Raw genomic sequence first — 20,835 nt, forward strand, 5'->3', positions numbered from 1 at the left:
AAGTGATTATGAAGTTCTCTGCCACCCCTGCAACCTCCTACAATGATTCACGCCCGGGAGGGCGTACCGGCATTGGCAGCCGCCGGAGGCGCTGCAAGGCCGAACATATTTCATTATTTCCGATGCTCAGCGGCGTCCGTGGGCCTGAATTCGACGCCGCCCACGAACTTCCGTGTCTTAATTCTTGAGATAATGCTCCGCATCATGTCCTTATCGGCGAGTGGGTTGTAGCTCAGATGCCAATAGTGGTCTTTGCCGTGAGCATCTGTCCAACCTTTGGCAACACGCTCTTTGTAATCTTCCATGAAGCCATGATCAGCGTTGGCGTAGACAATCACTTGCACGGGAACGTTGCGCTTCCTTTTCGCTAGTTCAACGCATTGCTTCGGATCGTTTGCATCATCCTTCTCGCCAACGAATAGAACGAGCGCGCCATAGAAATCGGCGTTGCGTACTGAAGGGTAAACGCACGGTGGGACTACTGGGAAGCCCGCGGCGAACCGGTATTTGTGGTCGGTCTGAGCTTTGGTCATTGCAATCAAAGTGGCCGTACCGCCACCGCTTTGTCCCATCACGTAAACTTCGTCGGCCTTGGCCAGCTTCTTTTCGATCAGATAATCAAGCGCCGAGTAGGCGTCGTCGGCGCGGCGACGCCCCCAATGTAAGTCGGGCATACCGCAGCTCTTATCAACCTTGCGAGTGGTGAAGCTGTCGAGGATCAGCACCCCGATTCCATCAGCGTTGAATACTCGACCCATCCGATGCACCCACGCGCTGGTCAAGCTGGTCATACCGGTGCAGCCGTGCATCACGATCACGAACGGAATAGGGCCCGTCGCCTTCTCGGGCAGCATGGTTTCGGCCCATAGCTCGCCCATCCGTTCCACCTTGCCGCCTTCTTCCAGCGTGCCATTGAGAAAGTTCTTGGAGAAGCCGGAGTCATTCGGGTTGTCGCGTGACCATGCTTTGCTTGAATTGTGCGGATAGTCGCCCTTCCAGGGAAGCTTGAATTGCTCGGCAGACACTGTCGTAGTGGTCAGCATGAATACTAAAACGGTTGCGCGTATCATCTCCGAAAATCCGTTGTGCGTTGATGGGCTCAATTCTGTGAAAGTATGCGAGTTGTCACGCGCGCCGCGGTGGGGCGAATCTGGCCCGTCCTGAATTGTGGCTGCGCGGGCGACTTGAGATTCAGTCGGGTAGTGTGCGGTGAAGGTTTACGTCTTGCCGGTCGCGTTCTGCTAGCTAGATCGGCGCAACCGGCGATTCCGCCATTGGCTCGAAAGAATCTCGATAGTTGATCGGGGTCGATCTCGCTTGCGACAGCGTATTGCAAAGCCCTAGTCCATCTGCTGCGCGTCCGATAATCGATTTCAGTCCATATCGTCGCCTCAATGAGTACTCGGAGCGGATGCCAATTGGCGCGCACTGGAACAATCAAGACGGCAGGTGCGATTTCCATCATCCCACTAAGAAGCTCGTTGTTGACGAGGTATCGGTAGCCTCGAAGTATGGCCCGAAGGTATCGATACTCAGCGAACCGGCGTTTGCTCCTGGATACGTGGTCCGCCGTCTTTCGTATCTTGGTTATCCGCTCGATGATTTTGCGCTCGGACGGAAGTAAGGATTTGTGCGAACTCTTCATCAGCATGTCCTTCGTTCAAGGCGATGCTGAAAATTAGCGTCGTGGAGAATGCAGGGGTCATGCTTTGATCAAAGCGACATTTCAGGCGACATTCGAGGCGAGAACCAGCAATATTTCTTGATTTTTTGAATTCCCAGCGATGACGCGCTGCGCAGAATCAGAACGCGCCTTTCCTTCGGCTTGGCGAACAGAATTTGGAAAACAAGTAGTCGATTGCTTTATAAACCCGGGGCAAGTTCTCTGTGTAAGCCGGGGTGTCGAGTGTACGGGAGCAACCTTTGTTGCCGTTGACCTCCGCACAAACGACCTGCTCCTCTCCAATCAGATAGAAGGTGCTTATGCTCTGCAGCTGATTTTTAGCGGTTAGTTGGTTTCTGGTTTCAGTTGGAATTACATTATTGAAATAGACGGACACTCTTTTGACTTGATCGGACTTCACCGGTTCAAAAGTGATCTCGCATCGTTCTCGATTGCTGACATGTACCGCCATCGCGGGTATCATGTTCGTCAGCCCTATCATGAAGCTTGGCACATATACTGTATCGTCACCATCCGTTTTCATGTCTTTCACTTCAACGATGCCGCCGCTAAGAATGTAGGCGGCTGTTTGAGGCAAGGTCTGACCAATCGATTGAGATGCGCTGAGCAAAATCGTGACAGTAAATCCGAGAATTGCGCAACGAAAAGTCTTCATTAATTCGCTCCGTTTGGTGGCCCAACGAATCTGTCAATCCATAAATTAATAGGGGCAGTATATACCGTGGTTTGATACACCGCTAGGTGGTTGCTTTGCCGTATGGAGGGGCGACAACTAGTGGCTTGGAATTTGCGGCGGCTCCGTGTTCAGCGGGGATTGTCCCAAGAAGCGCTGGCCGTCGATGCGGAAGTTGACCGCAGTTACGTCGGACGATTAGAGCGGGCGGAAGAGAACCCAACCGTCGGAGTTTTGGATCGGTTCGCGGCGGTCCTGGAGATCCACGTTTCTGAGCTGTTACGCAAGCCGTCACCAGGCGAACAACCACCAAAGCCATTGAAAAGCGGGCGTCGGTCTCGCGAACAAATTCGACGTTCAAGGACCCCTGCCAAAAGGCAGCGGTGAATGACCTAGTACTCGTCAGCTAGCATAATGGTGATGATGCGTTCGGTTACAGATGCATCTGAGGGGTCGGGTGATCCCATGGTCATGTCTTTCGAGTAGTAATCGATCTTGAAAAAGACCGTGTGGTCTTCGACTTGAAGGGAGCCGAAGTGGTGCTCCCCATAGGGGTCTGAATCTTTGCAGAAATCGTCGTAGAGCGTGATCGCATCGAAGATGCGCTCCGCCAAGTCCGGCCCTAGAGCCGCCACACCCGGCGTCATGAACGCAGCGCCGCGGGTGAGATCGCGACGAAGTTCGTCGTTGAGAAAGCGAATGATTTCTTTCTGACCGTTCATTTGCTGTGTCCGTGAAGATCGGCGATGAAACGAAAGGGCACAGTCGCGTTAGCAACCTGCGCCACGGAGGTCGTGGAAAAATGTCAATCGCTATTTAGCAACGCGACCGAACTGACCGGTCGCACGAATTCAGACGCGCTCGGGTAGTCGCGCCATCTCAGTGTCAGGGTGTCGTTGCTTCGCTTCATGACAATCGCGGGCCACCAGCCATCATCGACCGTGTCTTGTGCGATGACGAGATGGCCAGGCGCAAGCTGTGACGAGGTCTTGGGAAGCGATGCAGATATTGCGCCGGGCTCGCCACCCACTAATAGATTGATTTGATCGTAGAGTATTTGATCGATAGTTGGCACGAGGCCATTACCGGTTGCATGAATTCTACCAGCCGGAAGCTTGTTCGCGATCTCGAAGTGCTTTCTGGTCGCTGGTATTGCCAGCCGCAATCCCATCGCTGCTGCGGCTCTTGCCAACAGCGCCTCATTCTCGCCAGTGAACCGGGCTGCATGCGGCTTGCCGTCTTTATCCAGTCCGAACATGATGATGGTCTTGGCGGCAGGTTTCTTCGCTTTGGGCTTTGTCGGCTTTTTTGACATGCAAGGCTCTCCTCTAGAATCAAAAGAGGCCCGCAGCCGGACCTCAAGTGGTGGTGGTTAAGTGATGATCGTTCGTCACATCTGTCTGCCTGCTGGACGCGACCTCATCCCGCGGCTGTTACGTCAGGCATGTAGAGCTACGCGTTCGCAGCGATGGAATAGCGGGCAACCTTTGTTGCTACATCGCAAGCGATCATCCATGTTGTTGCCATTACAAATCCCGAGTTCAAGCTGTGCGCAGTAGCGCCAGATTGCGTGTTGCACGAATCTCGGGAAGACCTGCGGATAGTCTGAGTTGAATTGGCTTGCATCAATTCGTGGCGCGATTCGTGCAATGACGTCTGCACATCCGCCCGGTGCGTAGCAGGCAGGTCCAAAAGCGTGCTTAGTTCCGAGTCTGCGTTGGATGGCGGTACGCAGTAGAAAGTTGTGCACGAGGGTGTCGATGGCAATCATGCCCGAACCTGCTTCCCTCCAGGCAGGTTTGCTCGATGGCGCGGCCATCAAGATATCGGCCAGTGCCATATTCAACAATTTGTCGGATACGCCGATAACGTTCCGCAGAGGTTCGATCAATGCGCGCCGCATCCTTGAAGCGCGGTGCTCGGGCCTGTCACTGAACCTCGCTTGATCAAGCGTTTGGTCTATCCAATCGACCAAGTTGCCATCTGCTACATCGCGGATAAATAAGAAGAGTGAATATGTCGTCTGGTTCAGACGCCCGTTGCGCAGGTCGTGTTTGGGAAGTGAACAGCGAGAAGCAATCTCTGGCTTTGCGCACGTCCGACTACCTTTCCGATAACCGCACCCGTGAAAGCTCCAGTAGCTGCGCAGCTTGGAGCAGAGCGGAGGCCGAGAGGTCGCTCGCTGTAGATCATGCCAGGCAGGACTGCCATGATCATCCATATAGCTGCGTGCTGCATGATCACTGATGCCCTGCAGCGAAAACGCTTCCAGTAGATGCTCAAATAGCTGCGGAGTATCCTGGTTTATAATTGCGTGTCGTAGTCGATTGGATTCCGAGCTAATCAGATTTTCTGCGCCAGCCAGGCGACAGACCGTATCGACCAGTGATACCGCGCGATCCAGGGCTAGGAGGTTAGCACCCTCGTTACGATGTCTCCGGGGCTTTCTGGACTTACCGGGCCGTTTGTAGCTGGTCCGGCTTGCTCCCACCACGCGGCCTAGGCGACCAACTTGGGACGTGCGCTGCGCGGCCTCCGTAACGCATCTACGGGGGTATCGGTGAAGGCCAGTCGATTCTCGCTCATGGCCTGCGCCAGCACAATTCCGCAAATCAGTTCGTGATCAGAATGACATCAAAAAATGCCGATTTCAAGCCTTAAAATCGCTATCAAACCATTGATTTTACAGAATAATATGACGATTTCTGCCGTTCGAAGCCATTTGAGTGACAGACCATCGAAATTTAAGGCTGAGCCGATTTGCAGGGCGTGAGCGAGGCTCAAGCGGCAAATTCGCGTGTGCTGCGGCTGCATCGTCTTGCATCGTTGGTCGCGCGGCCCTGGGAAAGAGGCCGCGGTCTCATGAGATGAGATTCGTAAATCGACCGCCAGACAATCCCGAAGGTATCCGTCGAAAGAAGCAACCCAATGCTGTTCCTGCGAGATAGAACGGTGAATTTGGTTGTGGTATGAGGCGAGCACAACAGGGGGTGGGAGGAGAATGGCGGGCCAAGTGGTCTTGATGAAGATGGCTATGGGTAGACACCCGGCCGTCGATGCAGTGGTGCCATCAAGCGTTCTAATTGAGATTTGCAAATATTATTTCGCGAAGGACGAAGCGATTGCCTACGTGGTCGGCCCCGGTTTGCAGGCTGCATCACCCGATCCAACAAACGCGATCTATATAGCGGATCTTGAAGAAACGCCTAACTACTTCTCGCTTCTTCTAGTACGTGGTGATCCCAAGCGCGCAATACCTGCATTCGTTAATCCGATGTCGCGGGTAGTGATTCAGTCGAAGCCGGAAGACCCTGGTTTCGTTCCCGGTGCGTCGTGCCACATCGTCATCTCAAGGCAAGAGATCGCCTCAGGAAATGATCAAGGGCGCTTCCGAATGGTAATGGAACAGACGAAGGGCATAGGTCGCACATTGGCGAAAGATTTTCTTACGCTCCTCATGCAACGGTTTGCCAATGAGAACCCTCATAGGTTTGTCGCTCAAAAGAAGCGGAGGAGTAAGCGCGACAAACCCGAGTCGATTGCATATCGTCCTACCGTTCGCTTCCACCCTCAAATGAATGGAAATCTCAAGAAGGACTTGGAAGAAGGCAGGATCGGCGGCTTTAAGCTGACTCGTGGTTCAACGAAATTTCAGGGTGAAGCTGACGAGCCAGCGGTACAGCGACTTGATGTTCAACTACAAGCGAAGATTGCTCCGACTCAAGACTTTTCGAAGGTTAAGCGATTGGTCGATCATGTGCGGCAGACCCTAAATGCCATTTCATTCGAGGCATTGAACGTAGAGCTGGTGGACGACAGTGGTCATCACATCGACAACGTTTCGGCCAATACGATCAATATAGCGAACCTTGACGATGTTGACATGCGATACTGCAAAACGGTGGGCATTCCAGATGCGGGGGTGGAGGAAGCAGAGTGCTACAGTGCGTTCCATCTTCCCACTAAGCAATTCGCCATGAAATGTCTGCAGACGCCAGATCACTGGAAATAGTCATGTTCTGGTGGCTCCGCGAACTGTTATCATGCTTCAAGTTCATAGCGATTACTGGGAACAAGGGCTTTTTCCAGTCGAAGCGCGTCTATGAGTTTGTGCTGCCTGCTTGCGGCGCGGTCGCTGCTTCCGCAGTCTATCTGTTCTTTCCCGGCATCTTCGCGCCGTCATTTCTGAAGAATTTCTCGGCGAGCGTGTTTCAGGTGATGGTGTTTGTGGTGCCTTTTCATTTGGCAGCCTTGGCTGCGCTTTCGACTTATCAGGCGGCTGGCTTAAACGACAAGCTGCCAGGATCGGAAGCGCAAATCAGAATCTGGAGCAATACCGACAACGATTATTTCTACCATGAAGTAACGCTCAGGCAGTATGCGAGCCTGTTGTTTGGATATCTGTGTTCGGTGGGCATCGCCTACGTTTTGGTCTATGTGTTTGCGTCTGGACTAGACTTGTCGGCTGTATTTTCGAGCCATTTTCAATGGATATATAATGCTGCCTTGTTCGCATCCTTCTTTTTCGTATTTCACTACGTGACCCTTACAATTTATGCTGTCACGTTTTTGTTCGACAAAGTAAACAAAATCAGGGCGACTTAGAGAGCGGCAAGCGCCGCACGAATGTGCTTTAAGAGAGCGGTGTTGTAGCGTGGGCGTGTTTTAGTCCTCATGAGACGGCGATGCGGGGCCGCATGCGTGTTGAATATGGGCTTGCATTGCGAGGAGCACCAATAATGGCGCGAAGAACTCGGAAAAAGCCCGCGCTAGTAGAACACAGGCTTTCGGCGATGGTTGAGACATCGACGTTTAGCTATTTCATTGCCGACCGTGAAACATCGCGGACATCGACGCGAGTAGACGACGAAGCGATTGTTGAAGTTGTCGCGCGGATAGTCAAAATCGAACCGCCGCAACCGGAGCGCATCGGACAAGCACTTGATTGCAGGTTCGTGACGGCGAGATCCTTCGTATCTGAAGGCGAGCGAAAAGCGGGGGAGCCTCTTTTCTTGAGTGTCAATCTTCGTCGCGGCCAAAACTCGACGCTAGCTTATCTGCCGGAGGACGCCTTTTGGGCGTTGCAAAGTCGGTTCGGTCGCAACGAAATTTCGCACTTAGAGATCAGCTACCAAGCGCCGGTCCGAGGGATAGCGAAACTGATGAGCATTTACTTATCGGAAGTTCACGGTGTTGAAACTTGAGCTGTTGTGCATCATCGCCAAGGCGAACGAAGCCAAGCGCGAAGGTTCTAAAACGAGAGTAGATTTTAAATGATGCAGCCTATTTCCGACGGTACGCACACGACGAGGGCCGCCCGATTGACGCATGCGCGCGGGTCTCGAGAGCGCTATGATGGCGTTGGGTGAAGATCAGGCGGCCCGCTGATCGGAGGGCTCTGCAGCCTGGCGCAGAAGCTTCCATTCCCAGGGCAGCAGTTCGTGCAGACGCGAAGTGGGAAGATCGGCGATACGGGTGAGGACGTCGGCAAGCCAGGCCTTTGGATCGACGTCATTGAGACGACACGTCGTGATCATCGTCAGCATGATGGCGGCACGGTTGGCCCCACGCTGGCTGCCGGCGAAGGTCCAGTTGCGCCGTCCCAAGGCGATGCCTCTCAATGCGCGTTCAGCGCAATTGTTGGTCAAGCAGATCCTGCCGTCGTCGAGGAAGCGGGCGAAGCCCTCCCAGCGCCTGAGCATGTAGTTGATCGGCTTCAGGACCTCGGACGAGCGCGAGAGGGTTTCGCGCTCGCGCAGCAGCCAGGCGTGCATGTCGTCGAGAAGCGGCTTGCTCTGTTCCTGGCGGACGGCGCGCCGGTCGTCAGCGTCACAGCCGTTGATGGCGCGCTCGATCTCGAACAACGCGTCCAGCCGCTTGACCGCCTCCAGTGCGATCGGGGAGACCGGTTTACCCTTCTTGCCCTCCCGAGCATTTTTCTCGATGTCAGCCAGCTCGAAGAAGCCTCGCCGGGCATGGGCAAAGCAATACGCCGGCGTAATTGGTAGTGTCTTCTTCTGCGGATCGAACAGCGGCTCGAAGCCGTTGTAGCAATCGGCTTGCAGGATGCCGGCGAAGGCGGCCAGATGCTTCTGGGGATGCTCGCCTCGTCGGTCACCCGAGGCGTAATAGACCGCCGCAGGCGGCGCAGGCCCGGCAAAGGGCCGATCATCCCGTACATACGTCCAGATCCGTCCGGTCGTGCACTTGCCCTTCGCCAGGATCCGGATGGTAGTGTCATCGCCATGAAGGCGCTCGGCAGCGAGCACATGGCGTTCGATCAGGTGGAAGAGCGGCATGACCGCGAAGGTCCCGTGGCCGACCTGGTCCGCCAGCGTCGACAACGACAGGTCGATCCTCTCGCTCTTGAAGCGCGCGCTTTGGCGGTTGAGCGGGATATGCATGCCGAACTGTGCGTCCAGCGAAGGCTGGCATGTTCAGCAGGAGTTAGTCCTGCCGGGGAAAAAGTTAGCTCCCCGTAGTGTGGATAGCAGAAAGGAGAGAAACCGAATTTCTGAAGCCTATCGACAAAGACTCCCTTGGGGAGCTCACGAGTCACCGGGCCGTATCAAAAGAGAACGCGCTGTGGCCTCGAAAATGCTCAGAACCGAAAGCCGAGCCCGCAGTTTAGGGGCGAAGGCAGCATGATCCGACGAATGCTAACTGATGCGACGGATCATTTCGGCGGGGTGAAAGCGACAGCACGGTGACAAGGACATGCAAAGCAACTGGAGAAGCCTTCCTCATCCCGGAGAGAAATCGCCGGAAGAAGGTAGGCCGTATAACCGGCGCCCCCGGGAAATCGGCCGAAGATGAGAAGGTGGCGGCCGGGTCCGCAGTAGCGCTGAAGCGGGGTAACACCCGTGGAGCGAAGGGACCCTGCCATTTGTGATGTCTCCAACGTAAGGAAGGCAAGGACGAGATGACAAAGGCGTCCATCGATTTGCAGGACCTGAGGCGGAGGCTATACGTCAAGGCGAAGGCTGAACCGTCTTGGCGTTTCTGGGGTCTATACGTCCACGTGTGTAAGATGGAGACGCTGCGCGCAGCGTATGAGATGGCGAAAGAAAACGACGGCGCTCCGGGAATAGACGGAGTGACGTTCGAAGCCATCGAAGCGCGAGGCGTGGAGTCGCTACTCGAACAATTACGGGACGAACTGATCGGGCGCAGCTATCAGCCACTCCCATCAAGGAAGCGGGAAATACCGAAGGACGGGGGCTCCAAGGTCCGCGTTCTGTCGATTCCGGCTATTCGCGACAGAGTGGTGCAAGGCGCGCTCAAGCTCGTACTCGAACCTGTATTCGAGGCGGATTTCCAACCGGGATCGTTTGGATATCGGCCCAAGCGTACGGCACATGAAGCGATCAAGCGAGTTGCCCAGGCGGTAGCCGAGCGGAAGACGCGGATTCTCGACGTTGATTTGCGCGCCTATTTCGACAACATCCGGCACGATCGGATGCTAGAGAAGGTGGCTCTGCGAATCGACGACAAGGAAATTCTGCATCTGCTGCGGCTGATGCTGAAAGCATCTGGCAAGAAGGGGGTTCCACAGGGCGGGGTAATTTCACCCTTGCTCAGTAATCTCTACCTCAACGAGGTGGATAAGATGCTGGAGCGAGCGCGTGAGGTAACTCGTCGCGGCAAGTACACCAACGTCGAATATGCACGATTCGCTGACGATTTGGTGGTCTTGATCGACGCCCACAAGCGACATGACTGGCTGCTCGGTGCCATAGACAAGCGATTACGGGAAGAGTTCACCAAACTGCAGGTTGAAGTGAATGATGAGAAGAGCCGCATAGTCGATCTGGAACGAGGCGAGAGCTTCGGCTTTCTGGGATTCGACTTCCGCTACCTCCGCAGTCTGCGCGGAGTGATGCGGCCGTATTACACGCCCAAGCTCAAAAAGCGGACGGCGCTTCTGCGGGGGCTCAAGGAAGTGTTTCGCCGCCACCGGTCGCAACCGATTGGCCGGGTGATAAGCCTGATCAATCCGAAGCTCCGAGGGTGGGTAAACTACTTCGCGATGGGCGATTCCGGTAAATGTTTCGCCTACATCAGAAACTGGGTAGAGAAGAAGGTCAGACGCCATCTGGCGAAGGCTCGGAAACGAAAAGGCTTCGGCTGGAAGCAGTGGAGTAGGTCGTGGCTGTACGATACCTTGAAGCTGTTTAATGGCTACCGGGCGAGTACTGGCAAGGCGAAAGCCGCTCCAGCACGATAGGTCAAATAAGCCTTGGTGCGAAGCAAATGGGAGCGCGTAGTGCGGGAAATCCGCATGCTGCGTGCGATGTGGCGGGGGCTGGAAACGTGTGCGATCGAAAATTTGGTCGAGCGGCGCGCCAGTCCTCGACCCTACTGTCGAACAGGATGGTCGCCAGCAATTGTGGACCGATGAAGCCGCGCGGCGTGGCATGGAACGGCGCAGGCGCCTGACTGATCGTCTCGCAATCGCGGCAGGTGAACTTCTCGCGTACCGTCTCTATGACCTTGAAGCGGCGCGGGATCTCCTCCAGCGTCTTGGTCACATCCTCGCCGACCTTCGCCAGCCGTGATCCACCGCAGCAGGCGCAGGTCGTTGGAGCTTCAACGACGACGCGCTCGTGTTCGATATCGTCTGGCCAAGGCTTGCGCACCGGCCGCTTACGCGTGAAGGGACGGACGTTCTGCGTCTTCGCCGCCGCCGCCTGAGCGGCAAGCTCATCCTCGCTCGCCGTGGTTACGAGTTCCTCGAGCTCCAACTCCAACTGCTCGAGCAGCCGTGCCGAGCGCTCGGATCGCTGCCCGTGCAGTTCGCGCTTGAGCTTCTCGATCCGCAGCTCAAGATGTGCGATCAGCGCTTCGTTGTCCGACAGCTCCGCCCGCGCACTGGCGGCATCCGCGACGGCGACATCGCGCTCAGCCTGCAACATCTCTCGCTCGGCCAGCAGCGCAAGGTAGGCGCTCGCGAGGTCAGAAGGAAGATCGTCCGGCTTCGATGTCATGAAGCCATTGAATCAGATCGAGCAGCAGATTCAAATCGTAAAAGCGGCTATCCGACCCGCGTCGGCCGATGGGTTTCTTGAGGGTTACGCCAATCGATTCCGGACAACAGGTAGCTCATCTGAGCCGGCGAGATCGTCACAGCTTCACCCGCAACCGATGGCCAGACGAACTTTCCTCTCTCGAGTCTCTTGGTGAACAGGCATGCTCCCTGGCCATCGTGCCAGATCACCTTCACAAGATCGCTTCGGCGACCGCGGAAGACGAACAGATGACCGCTGAGCGGGTCCTTGCGCAGCACCTCCTGCACCTGGAGTGCCAACGACGGAAAGCCTCGGCGCATGTCCGTGTAGCCTGTCGCGAGCCACACTCGCGCGCCCGTGGGAACTGGGATCATCGGCGGACCAAAGCATCGAGAACACGACGTAGCGCGTCTCCATCAACGTCGCCATCGACCCGGATGCGGTGCCCGGTACCAAGATCAATCTCGATGATGCCGTGGCTCTTGCGTCGACGCGTCGTCGTCGTCAACGGCGCTTCGGCCACCTCCCGCGGTGGCGCGGACGACCCAATCTCGACCGGAACAAACGGCGCTATGCTCGCTTCGCCGTGCCTGCAAAGCTCCTTGCGCCACCTGAACAGCTGGCTCACATGAAGCCCGGCCACGCGAGCCACCTCGGAAACATTGGCGCCGGGCTCCAGCGACGCTGCAACAAGCCGTTCCTTCTCATCTTGCGACCAGCGGCGCCGCCGCTCGACCGACGTGATCACCTCCGCCCTCGAAATCGTCATAGCGCTTCTCCTAGGATTACCCCTAGGACCTGCAGCGATCGCGTTCGTCAAACAAGGCGGCCCTCAACGGAGGGATACTTCCGACGCGATCAGATCCAATCTATTCCAGGATCTCACGCCGCAATTCGGGATTGGAGCACGTTCCCATGGCATAGGGATCGCTACAATGTAATCCAGGCTCATAAACCTCGTTCGTCGCAAGCGGCCATCGATGTTTTTGGGACGATCAAGGTTGCGGGCGAGTTGGTGATGGGAGGGCCTGTCAGCAAATCGCCTACATTTGCCTCGTCCATTTCGAGCGTTCGATCAGGTCTGTACTCGTGCGGGTGTCTGAGAAACCCTGTCGCGGGCATCTTGCTCGTTTTGCTCCTAAGTGTCCGCGCCTTAGCTTGAGGGCGCCTCTTTGTTATGCCGCATGTTGTATTTCATAATAGAGTAGATGCTTTCGGCGGGATAAGGCGCCAACATTCTCGGGGGCACATACAGACCAACGTCTTCAGCGACATCACGAACGAACGTGGTGCAGTCGTGAAGGAGTAGCTGATAGTTAGGCGGCTTTTTTGCCGTGGCGTCGATTCTTCGATTCGCTCTATCATACTGATTCTGATTTATACTGACCGCGAAAACGACTGTTGGATTGACTCCAAGCATCGCGTCCACCGCTTTTGGGTCGGCCGTCTTTGGCAAAGGTGTACCGGCGGGGGCATGTGTCGGTGGCGGCCCGTCCGCTCTCGTCGTGCCGCCCTCGCACCAATGAGCTTCGAAGTTTGATGGTAGGGGGATTATCGGGCGAATCACAAGGTAGAGCCGCGCGAGGAGCGGGTAGCACTGACCGGTTGGAGGGCCTTTTGGGCCATAGCCTGTGACAACATAATCGGTCAGTAAAAATTCTCCATTATTTACCTTCTTAAGTGCTGCTGTAGCCAACCAAGCGTGTCCGCTATCCGCTTCTACCGAAGTCCCATTGGCCATAAACAAAATATAGTATCGTTTATCCTCGTTGGACGCCATGCCGCTGGCATCCGCGCAGTCGTAATCGAAGTCAAATTTAGGAACAGCTCCAAATATCGTTTGCCTAAGAGAGCAACTGGCTGAATCAGAGAATTGATAAGCATAAAAGAAATAGTTCAACCCCCACCAAACACAGGTAAGCAGAACACACGTCATCACAGCAATGAACGTGTACTTTACAATCCCCCTAACGACGTTGAAGAAACTAGCTATCGTTAGTCCTATCAAGGTGAATGGGGAAAGAAATATCAATTTGAGATAACGGGCAGTTGAACCTGGCGCAGCTTTGGCCGAAGTCAAGGCGAACAGTGTGCCAAAGATCACAAGGTAGGCTGCAAGCCAGCCTTGTCCGAGCACGGCATAAATATCCCGTAGCCCAGGTAAGCCGAAGTCAGGAACAACAATGTGATAAAACGCTAGTGTTTCTGCGAGAGTGACGAGATGCCAGCTGCCCGTACGAAGAAATGCAATGACGGCCCATAGGATAAGAAAAATAGCTGCCGCAACAAAAATCCGGGAAAATACGGTGCCCAAACGAACCAGCATGACGTCCCCCACCTACGCGCCGCATGCTATCAGCAGTAGATGGATAGGCAAGGCTCTACCTCACCATTGAGAGGCAGCCAGCAGCGGTTCAAGACGGGGCGGGAAAGAAAAGGACGTGGACGACATTGAACGCATTTCACCAGCTGGACCGTCTATTCTGCTTGCTGGCTCTAGCCGATCTGATGCCCCATACCTTTGGTTAGACTTTTGAGGTCGGTGACCAAAGGCCGCCGTGGACGCCATCAACTTGCGATGGGCGTATCATCGTGAGCGCCATCTGCTCCCCTCCCCCCGAAAGCCTCGAAGCAATCGGCCAAGTAAACCTTATCGCTCAGTTGCCCGTTTTCAAGGATTTCCGAACCGAAGTCTGCTTTCGAAGCTATCGTGGACATGTCACATCGGTTGCAATCTAACGCCAAAAGTCTTTGAAGCGGGTTGGCGACAACTCAGTATAGCGCACGGTGTGCTGGATATTCTTATGTCCCAGGTAGGCTTGTAGCGCACGTGTGTCATGACCCTTGTTGGCGAGGGCGTAACCACAGGCGTGCCGCAGCATGTGCGGGTGCGCCTTGAATTTGAAATTTGCCACGATGCCAGCTCGTTCGATCATTCGAGCAAACCCCGCCGTAGTGAATGGCGAACCACGTTCCGACGTAAACACGAATGGCGATTTCGGCGCTTGTTCGCGTTGAAGCCTGCGAAGTGCGCGTAATTCGTCGCCCAGAATCGGATGCGTGCTCGGCGTGCCTTGTTTGACGCGGCGCACGTGTAGCGAGGCCGAGGTGAACTCAATCTGATCCCAACGGAGGTCAGTCAACTCAGCGGCACGAAAGCCGTGTCGGTAAGCGACGAGAATCATGGTCGCGTCACGATGGCCATGGCGATTGCCCTTAGCAGACTCGGTCAGGCGCTGCACTTCGTCATCGGTTAAATACTCGCGCGTTCGTAGATCGGCGTTTTTTCGCCGAAGTGGCGTAGCAACTGTTCGTATTTTGATGATTGGCGCGCCAACTTTAGAGGCTGATTTTGCCATGTTTAATGCTCGATTTTGAGTGAACTGTTCGAAAAACGGCTGTTCTACGAACTTTGGATTCGCTGAATTTTGAGCGCATAACCGTTTGGTTTGCGAATTCTTGTGTGGTTCGCGTGCGGCTCTCAGGCGCCTTGATGCAGGCACTACCCGGATGACTTGGGCATTGCTGGCGGTGGACTTAGCGTAGAACCGACAGGCCAGACGGGCCGCGCCACGGCTGCGGGGCGACGAAAGTCGTGGGGCTTTAGTTTCGTCAACTGCGGTTGAGCGGCGCTAAAAATACTTGAACGCTTCTTCGTTCCCCAGTCCTCGGGGCAGGCATCAAATTTCTTATTTGCCTCGCTATGACGTTCCCAGAATAGTGGAGCATTTTCTTCAAACGGGACTTGCCGCCCATCTTTTTCGGTACGAGGGGGCTGGTTTGTATCGAATGAAAGCATCGTGTCCGAGCGTCTGCCATCCTTGTCGCAATAGTGAAAGTGCCAGCCGACTCCATGGTGATCTCGGTTTAAGATATCTGACAACCCGCTTATTTTTAAGTATAGCGCGACCCGTGCGTCACTTCTTAATGGCACGGTTTGAACGTGTTCGACGTAACCTCGCAGGATTGGGCTTACCCCTCGTATGATTCGAATAACGGTGACTTGGTCTGGCGATGAAAGGCTTTCGTAGCCCTGACGTTCACCTAAAAATCCTAGTCGTTCTGCTCGGCTCAAAGCGTCACGTAATGCAGGCGAATCCAAAATAAAGCCGGGAAATTCACCATCTGTGATTTCAAAGGGTCGCCACCGCACCGGCCTGTTAGTGTTGGAACACTCCCGGGCGAAGGCGCACGCATCTGCTAGGGCATTGAGTGTGGCGCGGCTCTCCTCGATGACATTTGAGCGCACCAAGTAGCGTGGAGGCAAAGCGAAGGGAGGCCGAACGGCATCATCGATGAACCAGCCTCTCACCAAACTCACCTCAGTAGGGGTTTTGCCGCATTCTTGGCGAGTATGCTGATCTTGCAATTTATCATGAGAACATACGTTCCAGCGTTGCGGGCAGTAGCGCGGAGTTAGCTGCGCGTATGGAGGCGTGCTTCGCTTTGAGTGCTGCCACTTCGGCTTGGAGGCGGTCAAAGGATTGCTGGGCGCCGAGCGGAGGGACGGGAACTTCGATCTTGCCGAGGTTGCCGAGACTCAACGTTCGGTTTCGGTCAGCGGTGCCTGGCGACGCGGAAATCACTTTCACCAAACCGTCTTCGCTCAAAAGATAGTAGGCGAGAAAGCCTGCGGTCGCGGTCATCGGGTCTGGGACGCAAGTGATGTAGCGGTGGGATGCGATACAGCCATCATGCGCATCGCTTGCGACGGCGATTGCACCTTCCCATGCCTTGATGTTGCTCAGCACTAGATCGCCTGACTTGACCCAAACTGGCTTTTCCCAAGTGGCTGTGGCGCCATCAAAGTCCGGCTTGGCGAACAGACCCTTGCCGAATGAGCGGGCACCGATTTCGCGATAACGCGCGGTAACTTGGATTTCGACCGGGCGACGAACAGCAGGCGCAACTTCGTATATCGGAAGCAGAGATGCGTCAGCGATGATGTCGCGAAAACGCAATGCAAGCAGATGTGCGGCATCACGCTCAACGGCATCCAAATGTGCTTCGATCTGTTGAAGCTTTTCTGAGATAGCGTCGAGGCCCGCGGCGATGCGGTGTTGCTCATCAAGTGACGGGAGCGGAATGCTAAGAGCCTTAAAGCGTTCTTCTGAAAGTCTGACGCGATTGGTAGTGCCTTCGCTGGCGGCCTTGCACAACTCAACAAATGATGTGGTCTTTGATATCCAGTTAAGAAACGTTGCGTCGAGACGATCCGTGTTAATATCGAACAGGGGGAAGTCGTTAGTGACGATAGCCCCATCCAACTTGTCGGGAATCAGGCCGCTCGCACCGTGCCGCGCGTCAATGCGTGATATGATGAATTGCCCTGACTTTGCTTGGTGACGGCGATCTGCAGCAACCTCGCGCCCCTGCACTTGACGACGTTCGACGACGCCCTTGCCATTCATGCGAACGGTGACTTCTCTGTAGGTCGCTTCGGAGTCGAGCCGAATGGTGCGCTCGGAACGACGAAGCAACTCGCCAAGAGCAACGGTCGGCCAAGCGTTCACGATTCAACCCCGTCGACCAATAGTTCAATTTCACTCAGCAAACGGAGCACTTCGGCCTCGTGGCTGCGCATCGAGGTTATCAGCTCCTTGGGGTCGGCATGTTCCAGGCCGAGCTTAGCGTTCGGGTTCTTGAGGTCGAGGTTGTAGCCCCTGGCGGCGACGTCCTTGGTGAGGACCCGCCACGCTTGTGGGCCTTCCTCGCGCTGCTTCCACCAAGCCAATACCGGCAATAGTTCCTCGAATTGCAAGGGGGCCGTCTTGCTGTATTTCTTGCGGCCTTCGGGGAGAGGAGGTTCGTAGTACCAAATAGCTTTGGTTGGGCCACCGCGCTCGAAGAACAGAAGGTTAGAGGCGATATTAGTGTATGGCGCAAAGACCCCTTCCGGCAGCCGCACGATGGTGTGAAGGTTGAACTCTCTGAGGAGTTCCTCTTTGATGCGCGCACATACGCCATCGGCAAAAAGCGTCCCGTTCGGCACGACCACAGCGGCGCGCGCGGGACGACCGGTAGCTGTCGGCTCGCGTTTGAGTTTGCGCATGATGAGTTGCAGGAATAACAGTGCGGTTTCCGCCGTCTGGCGGTCGCCGGGAAAATTGCTCTGAATGCCTTTCTCTTCCTCACCTCCAAAGGGCGGATTCGTGAGGATCACATCAATGCGCTCTTTCTCGCCGATTTCCGAGAGCTTGAAGCGCAGGGCGTTGCCGGGATCGATCTGCGGCGCATCCAGTCCGTGCAGCAGAAGATTCATCTGACAAAGCAGATAGGGCAGGGACTTGGGTTCGCAACCGGTGATGGTATCGTTCTGCAGACGCTTGCGGTCGGCGACGGTCTTCAGCTGCTTCTTGAGATGATTATACGCTTCCACCAGAAACCCGCCTGTGCCGCTGGCCGGATCGAGGACGGTTTCGCCTAGGCGAGGATCGGTGACTTCCACCATGAAGCGAACGACGGCGCGCGGCGTGTAAAACTCGCCGGAATCACCCGCCGCGTCACGCATTTCGCGGAGCATTGATTCGTAAAGCGCGCCGAGGGTATGAAGCTCGTCCGACGACGTAAAGTGAATTCCACCAACCTTGTTGATGATGTCACGCAGCAGATAGCCGCTCTTCATGCGGTTATCCACGCCCTTGAAAACCGTGGCGATCACGTCGCGGCGGTTGTCGCCGTTAGAACTGGAAAGCGCCCGCAGGTAAGCGAACAGGCCGGGGCCTTTCTGGCCGTCGGCGCGCACGGCTTCGTCGGAATTGATGAAGGCAAGCAGTTCATCGCCCGTGATGCCCTGCGGATCGGCAGCCCAGTCTCGCCAGCGATAGGGGGCTTCGATGGCCGCCTTGAATTTCTTACCGGATAGCGCGGTTTCCTCCTCGCGCTGCTGCTCAAGGTCGTCGAGGAATTTGAGGAACATGATCCATGTCAGCAGCGGCAGACGGTCGAGATCGCCATTCAGCCCCTTGTCTTTGCGCAAGATGTCGCGCGCGGATTTCAGGAGGCTCCCGAGCATCTGGGAAGTTGTCATCGGTCCACCGTCTGCGCCGTTCTTCTTTCTAGTTCGTGCCATAGAGCAATCCTTGCAGGTCGTTTACGGCCCGGCGAAGCTCATCAGGCCCCCCGAACAGCTTGATGATTTCAGCGGGTTGACCGTGGGTTGAGATCGGGGGAACCTTGAGCACGTCCGGCAGGACAAACTGCGCGTCGCCGTGTTCCGCATATTTTTCTAGAAGCTCGTCCAGGACCTGACGTGCTTCAGGAGAATACTTCTCGAAATAGTCCTTGCGCTCGGCCCTTAGGTGCTGCGCCCGCTCGCGCCGGGTGCGGAGAGGCGCATTGAAGGCCAGATAGCAAAGCAAGTCGAAGGGATCGGCGTCGGTCTGGCCTGTCTGTTCTGCTAGCACTTCAAAGTCAATGCCGCGCTCGTTCAGCGCGGCGATAATCTCGCTGCGCTGATCAGCGTCCGCCCAACGCTTGCGAAGCTCGGCGGAAGTTGGCGCAAGCGAACGAACGCTTTCGGCCGCGTAGTCAGTGTATTTGACGACGCGAAGCTGCTTGCCGTTCGGATCAAGCTCGTGGACCAGATGGGCCACGACTTCGACCTGGCCGCCGTCGAAGTAAAATTTGCGCGGCTCCCCGGTCGGAGGTTCGATTAGGCCGGGTTCGCCTTCCTCCGGCGCGGCAGGCTCCGGTTCCTGCCCTTCGGGCACAGTCTCCGTCGTCGAGGTGGTTTCTCCGGCGTCGTTCACTTCTTCTTCCGTGATCCGGGCCGGATCACCGTCGAAGTCCGAGTCGGCGAACATGCGGGTCGCCGATCCGGTGTAGTCGAGGATGTTGAACCAGAGCTTACCATAATCATCGCGCAGGCGAGTTCCGCGCCCGATGATCTGCTTGAACTCGCTCATTGATCCCACGACGCGCGCCAGAACGACATTCTTGCAGGTCGGCGCATCAACGCCCGTCGTCAGCAGTTGCGACGATGTGAGTATAACCGGCGTTTTGGTTTCGAGGTCTTGAAATTTCGATAGATGGCCGCGCCCGATTGCGCCCTCGTCGGCGGTAACGCGCACCACGTAGTCGGGATACTGCGCCACAAGGTCGGCATTGAGGTTGACCAGAGCTTGCCGCATTTCCGAAGCGTGTTCCTGATCGACACAGAACACGATAGTTTTGGCAAAGCGATCCGTCTTTTTCAGGAAGTCGGTCAGATGGCGGGCCATGGCCTTTGTGCGCGCGCGCAAGGCGATGACCCGCTCGAAGTCCTTGGTCTGGTATTCGTCATCGGGGATCGCGCGGCCAAAGCGGTCAACCTCGTCCTTGCTCGGCCGCCATCCGGCGGCGTCCCATTGGGTGACGATGCGATGCACTCGATAGGGCGCGAGAAAGCCGTCGTCGATGCCCTGGCGCAAGCTGTATTCGTAAATCGGGTTGCCGAAGTAAAGATAGGTGTCGCGGTTATCCTCGCGCAGCGGCGTCGCCGTCATGCCGAGCTGATAGGCAGGTTTGAAATGCTCAAGGATGGCGCGCCATGAACTATCGTCCCGCGCGCTTCCCCGGTGACATTCATCGACGATGATGAGGTCGAAAAAGTCTGGCGGATAATCCCGGAAAAGCCCCGCGCGGCGCTCATCCTCGGCCAGCGCCTGATAGATGGCGAAATACATTTCTCGGCTTTTGACGATCTCGCCGGATTCGATCTTGTGGCGTGCGTCCCCGAAAGGGGTAAAGGTCTTGTCCTTTGGGTCGTCAATCAGGATGTTGCGATCCGCAAGGAACAGGATGCGCGGCTTGCGATGCTCTCCGGTTCTGTTCCAGCGGCTCGACCAGAGCTTCCAGCAAATCTGAAAAGCAACGATGGTCTTGCCCGTGCCCGTCGCCATTGTGAGAAGCAGGCGTTGCTTTCCGGCAAGTATGGACTCGACCGTCCGGTTAATGGCGATTTGCTGATAGTACCGGGGCGGCTTGCCGCCGACCGTGTTGTAAGGGGCGATCAGGTGATCCGCGTCTTCGGGCGCATCGATCCCGCTGCCCGCCTGATAGCGCTGCCAGAGGTCTTCTGGCTTTGGGAAATCCGCGACACGCTTTTCTTGTCCCGTGAAGTAGTCGATTTCGATGATTTCAATGCCATTGGTCGCATAGGCATACTTGAGGCCGAGAATTTCCGCGTAGCTGCGCGCCTGCTGCACGGCCTCCATTACGGACTTGTAGTTGGCCTTAGCCTCGACCACGGCAAGCGGAAAGTCTCGCGTGTAGCGCAAAAGGTAGTCCACCCGCTTGGGGGGCTTGCGGACAAAACCTTTGCCCACGGGAATAACGCGTCCATCTGTGATGGTGCGCTGCTCGGCGATGGAATGAGGTTCGCTATCCCAACCTGCCGATTGCAACTTTGGGACGACAAATTTCCGGCAAGTATCAGCCTCGTTCGTCATCCCGCATTTCCTGCAGCGCGTATGTCATAAGTGCGTTTC

The 20,835-nt window shown here is 55.9% G+C and carries 19 protein-coding genes and 2 pseudogenes; 6 read left to right on the plus strand and 15 right to left on the minus strand.

Features of this window, described 5'->3' with window-relative positions; translation table 11 throughout:
* Positions 1-113: 113 nt before the first annotated feature.
* From J2R80_RS10805 to J2R80_RS10815, 3 genes are all read right to left on the minus strand, one after another.
* Positions 114-1,070 carry a dienelactone hydrolase family protein gene (locus tag J2R80_RS10805; RefSeq protein ID WP_253638538.1) on the minus strand — a complete coding sequence of 319 codons (957 nt, stop codon included), beginning with the start codon at positions 1,068-1,070 and terminating at the stop codon, positions 114-116.
* Between the two features lie 462 nt (positions 1,071-1,532).
* Positions 1,533-1,706, minus strand: a complete 174-nt coding sequence (locus J2R80_RS10810; RefSeq protein WP_253638539.1) for a hypothetical protein — start codon at positions 1,704-1,706, stop codon at positions 1,533-1,535.
* Between the two features lie 96 nt (positions 1,707-1,802).
* The gene (locus tag J2R80_RS10815) at positions 1,803-2,339 is read right to left on the minus strand and encodes a hypothetical protein (RefSeq protein ID WP_253638540.1); all 537 of its coding nucleotides are present in this window, start codon (positions 2,337-2,339) and stop codon (positions 1,803-1,805) included.
* A 102-nt stretch (positions 2,340-2,441) separates the two neighbouring features.
* On the opposite strand from J2R80_RS10815, the gene J2R80_RS10820 reads away from it, so the two are divergent.
* The gene (locus tag J2R80_RS10820; protein ID WP_253638541.1) at positions 2,442-2,744 is read left to right on the plus strand and encodes a helix-turn-helix domain-containing protein; all 303 of its coding nucleotides are present in this window, start codon (positions 2,442-2,444) and stop codon (positions 2,742-2,744) included.
* 5 nt (positions 2,745-2,749) lie between these two features.
* Here the strand turns inward: J2R80_RS10820 and J2R80_RS10825 are convergent, their stop codons facing one another.
* Together J2R80_RS10825 and J2R80_RS10830 are read right to left on the minus strand one after the other, a co-directional pair.
* The gene (locus J2R80_RS10825) at positions 2,750-3,079 is read right to left on the minus strand and encodes a DUF3768 domain-containing protein (RefSeq protein WP_253638542.1); all 330 of its coding nucleotides are present in this window, start codon (positions 3,077-3,079) and stop codon (positions 2,750-2,752) included.
* Positions 3,080-3,162: 83 nt separating this feature from the next.
* Complete coding sequence (locus J2R80_RS10830; protein ID WP_253638543.1) at positions 3,163-3,672, minus strand: hypothetical protein; 510 nt, start codon at positions 3,670-3,672, stop codon at positions 3,163-3,165.
* A gap of 445 nt (positions 3,673-4,117) precedes the next feature.
* On the opposite strand from J2R80_RS10830, the gene J2R80_RS10835 reads away from it, so the two are divergent.
* The 4 genes from J2R80_RS10835 (at position 4,118) to J2R80_RS10850 (ending at position 7,561) form a co-directional block, all read left to right on the plus strand.
* Positions 4,118-4,303 carry a hypothetical protein gene (locus J2R80_RS10835; RefSeq protein WP_253638544.1) on the plus strand — a complete coding sequence of 62 codons (186 nt, stop codon included), beginning with the start codon at positions 4,118-4,120 and terminating at the stop codon, positions 4,301-4,303.
* Between the two features lie 1,055 nt (positions 4,304-5,358).
* The gene (locus J2R80_RS10840) at positions 5,359-6,369 is read left to right on the plus strand and encodes a hypothetical protein (protein WP_253638545.1); all 1,011 of its coding nucleotides are present in this window, start codon (positions 5,359-5,361) and stop codon (positions 6,367-6,369) included.
* A 2-nt stretch (positions 6,370-6,371) separates the two neighbouring features.
* Entirely contained in the window at positions 6,372-6,962 is a 591-nt protein-coding gene (locus J2R80_RS10845) for a hypothetical protein (protein WP_253638546.1), read from the plus strand.
* Between the two features lie 134 nt (positions 6,963-7,096).
* Complete coding sequence (locus J2R80_RS10850; protein WP_253638547.1) at positions 7,097-7,561, plus strand: hypothetical protein; 465 nt, start codon at positions 7,097-7,099, stop codon at positions 7,559-7,561.
* A 168-nt stretch (positions 7,562-7,729) separates the two neighbouring features.
* On the opposite strand, the pseudogene J2R80_RS10855 reads toward J2R80_RS10850, so the two are convergent.
* Positions 7,730-8,770, minus strand: a pseudogene (locus tag J2R80_RS10855) (IS66 family transposase); the annotation flags it as partial.
* A 617-nt stretch (positions 8,771-9,387) separates the two neighbouring features.
* On the opposite strand from J2R80_RS10855, the gene ltrA reads away from it, so the two are divergent.
* On the plus strand, positions 9,388-10,584 hold the full coding sequence (gene ltrA / locus J2R80_RS10860) for a group II intron reverse transcriptase/maturase (protein ID WP_253638548.1): 1,197 nt from the start codon (positions 9,388-9,390) through the stop codon (positions 10,582-10,584).
* Positions 10,585-10,720: 136 nt separating this feature from the next.
* Here ltrA and J2R80_RS10865 read toward each other — a convergent pair.
* From J2R80_RS10865 to hsdR, 9 genes and pseudogenes are all read right to left on the minus strand, one after another.
* Positions 10,721-11,344: pseudogene (locus J2R80_RS10865) on the minus strand (IS66 family transposase zinc-finger binding domain-containing protein); the annotation flags it as partial.
* 47 nt (positions 11,345-11,391) lie between these two features.
* Positions 11,392-11,739 (minus strand): IS66 family insertion sequence element accessory protein TnpB, encoded by a 348-nt coding sequence (gene tnpB, locus J2R80_RS10870; protein ID WP_057016787.1) that lies wholly within the window; start codon positions 11,737-11,739, stop codon positions 11,392-11,394.
* Positions 11,736-12,134 (minus strand): transposase, encoded by a 399-nt coding sequence (locus J2R80_RS10875; protein WP_057016786.1) that lies wholly within the window; start codon positions 12,132-12,134, stop codon positions 11,736-11,738. Before J2R80_RS10875 ends, tnpB begins: the two co-directional genes overlap by 4 nt.
* 384 nt (positions 12,135-12,518) lie before the next feature.
* Positions 12,519-13,691 (minus strand): hypothetical protein, encoded by a 1,173-nt coding sequence (locus tag J2R80_RS10880; protein WP_253638549.1) that lies wholly within the window; start codon positions 13,689-13,691, stop codon positions 12,519-12,521.
* Between the two features lie 409 nt (positions 13,692-14,100).
* Positions 14,101-14,724, minus strand: coding sequence for a tyrosine-type recombinase/integrase (locus tag J2R80_RS10885; RefSeq protein ID WP_253638550.1), 624 nt, complete (start codon positions 14,722-14,724; stop codon positions 14,101-14,103).
* Between the two features lie 143 nt (positions 14,725-14,867).
* Positions 14,868-15,677: a hypothetical protein gene (locus J2R80_RS10890; RefSeq protein ID WP_253638551.1), complete on the minus strand. Its 810-nt coding sequence runs from the start codon at positions 15,675-15,677 to the stop codon at positions 14,868-14,870.
* A gap of 61 nt (positions 15,678-15,738) precedes the next feature.
* Complete coding sequence (locus tag J2R80_RS10895; protein ID WP_253638552.1) at positions 15,739-16,878, minus strand: restriction endonuclease subunit S; 1,140 nt, start codon at positions 16,876-16,878, stop codon at positions 15,739-15,741.
* Positions 16,875-18,395: a class I SAM-dependent DNA methyltransferase gene (locus J2R80_RS10900; RefSeq protein WP_253638553.1), complete on the minus strand. Its 1,521-nt coding sequence runs from the start codon at positions 18,393-18,395 to the stop codon at positions 16,875-16,877. The genes J2R80_RS10895 and J2R80_RS10900 overlap by 4 nt, the downstream gene beginning before the upstream one ends.
* Positions 18,396-18,423: 28 nt before the next feature.
* Complete coding sequence (hsdR, locus tag J2R80_RS10905) at positions 18,424-20,796, minus strand: EcoAI/FtnUII family type I restriction enzme subunit R (RefSeq protein ID WP_253638554.1); 2,373 nt, start codon at positions 20,794-20,796, stop codon at positions 18,424-18,426.
* Between the last annotated feature and the right edge of the window lie 39 nt (positions 20,797-20,835).

Origin of the sequence: Bradyrhizobium sp. USDA 4541 (genome assembly GCF_024171085.1) — a bacterium.
GTDB lineage: Bacteria > Pseudomonadota > Alphaproteobacteria > Rhizobiales > Xanthobacteraceae > Bradyrhizobium > Bradyrhizobium australafricanum.